Source organism: Pseudoxanthomonas kalamensis DSM 18571 (assembly GCF_010211745.1).
GTDB lineage: Bacteria > Pseudomonadota > Gammaproteobacteria > Xanthomonadales > Xanthomonadaceae > Pseudoxanthomonas_A > Pseudoxanthomonas_A kalamensis.
Map to the genome: position 1 here is coordinate 1 of NZ_PDWQ01000093.1, position 587 is coordinate 587.

1 pseudogene is annotated in these 587 nt (G+C 66.3%); it reads left to right on the plus strand.

Annotation, left to right across the window (positions count from 1 at the left end):
• Positions 1-462: pseudogene (locus tag CSC70_RS14175) on the plus strand (ATP-binding cassette domain-containing protein); the annotation flags it as partial.
• Between the last annotated feature and the right edge of the window lie 125 nt (positions 463-587).

Below are 587 nucleotides of genomic sequence, written 5' to 3' on the forward strand. Positions count from 1 at the left end.
GTCCTGCCCGTCCACCACCAGGCGCCCGCCGCCGGGCGTCTGGTGGTGGACGGGCAGGACGTGGCCGCGCTGGACGGGGAGGGGCTGCGCGCCCTGCGCCGGCGGATCGGGGTGATCTTCCAGCACTTCAACCTGCTGTCCTCGCGCACGGTGGCCGGCAACGTGGCCTTCCCGCTGGAGCTGGCCGGCACGCCGCGCGTGCAGGTCGCGGAGAAGGTCGCCGCGCTGCTGCGAAGGGTCGGCCTGGCCGAGCACGCGGACACGTACCCGGCGCAGCTGTCGGGCGGGCAGAAGCAGCGGGTCGGCATCGCCCGGGCGCTGGCGACCGGACCGCGGATCCTGCTCTGCGACGAGGCCACCAGCGCTCTGGACCCGCAGACCACCGCCTCGGTGCTGGAGCTGCTGGCGCGGATCAACCGCGAGCTGGTCCTGACCATCGTCCTGATCACCCACGCGACGGAATCCTATATCGTATGCCGTCTTCTGCCTGAAAAATAAAAAGACACTTAAAAACTGACGTCGTCTCTTTAACACTTCTCCGTGCTATAGAGATTCCTGCACATTCATCATTTCGTATTCTTACTGTT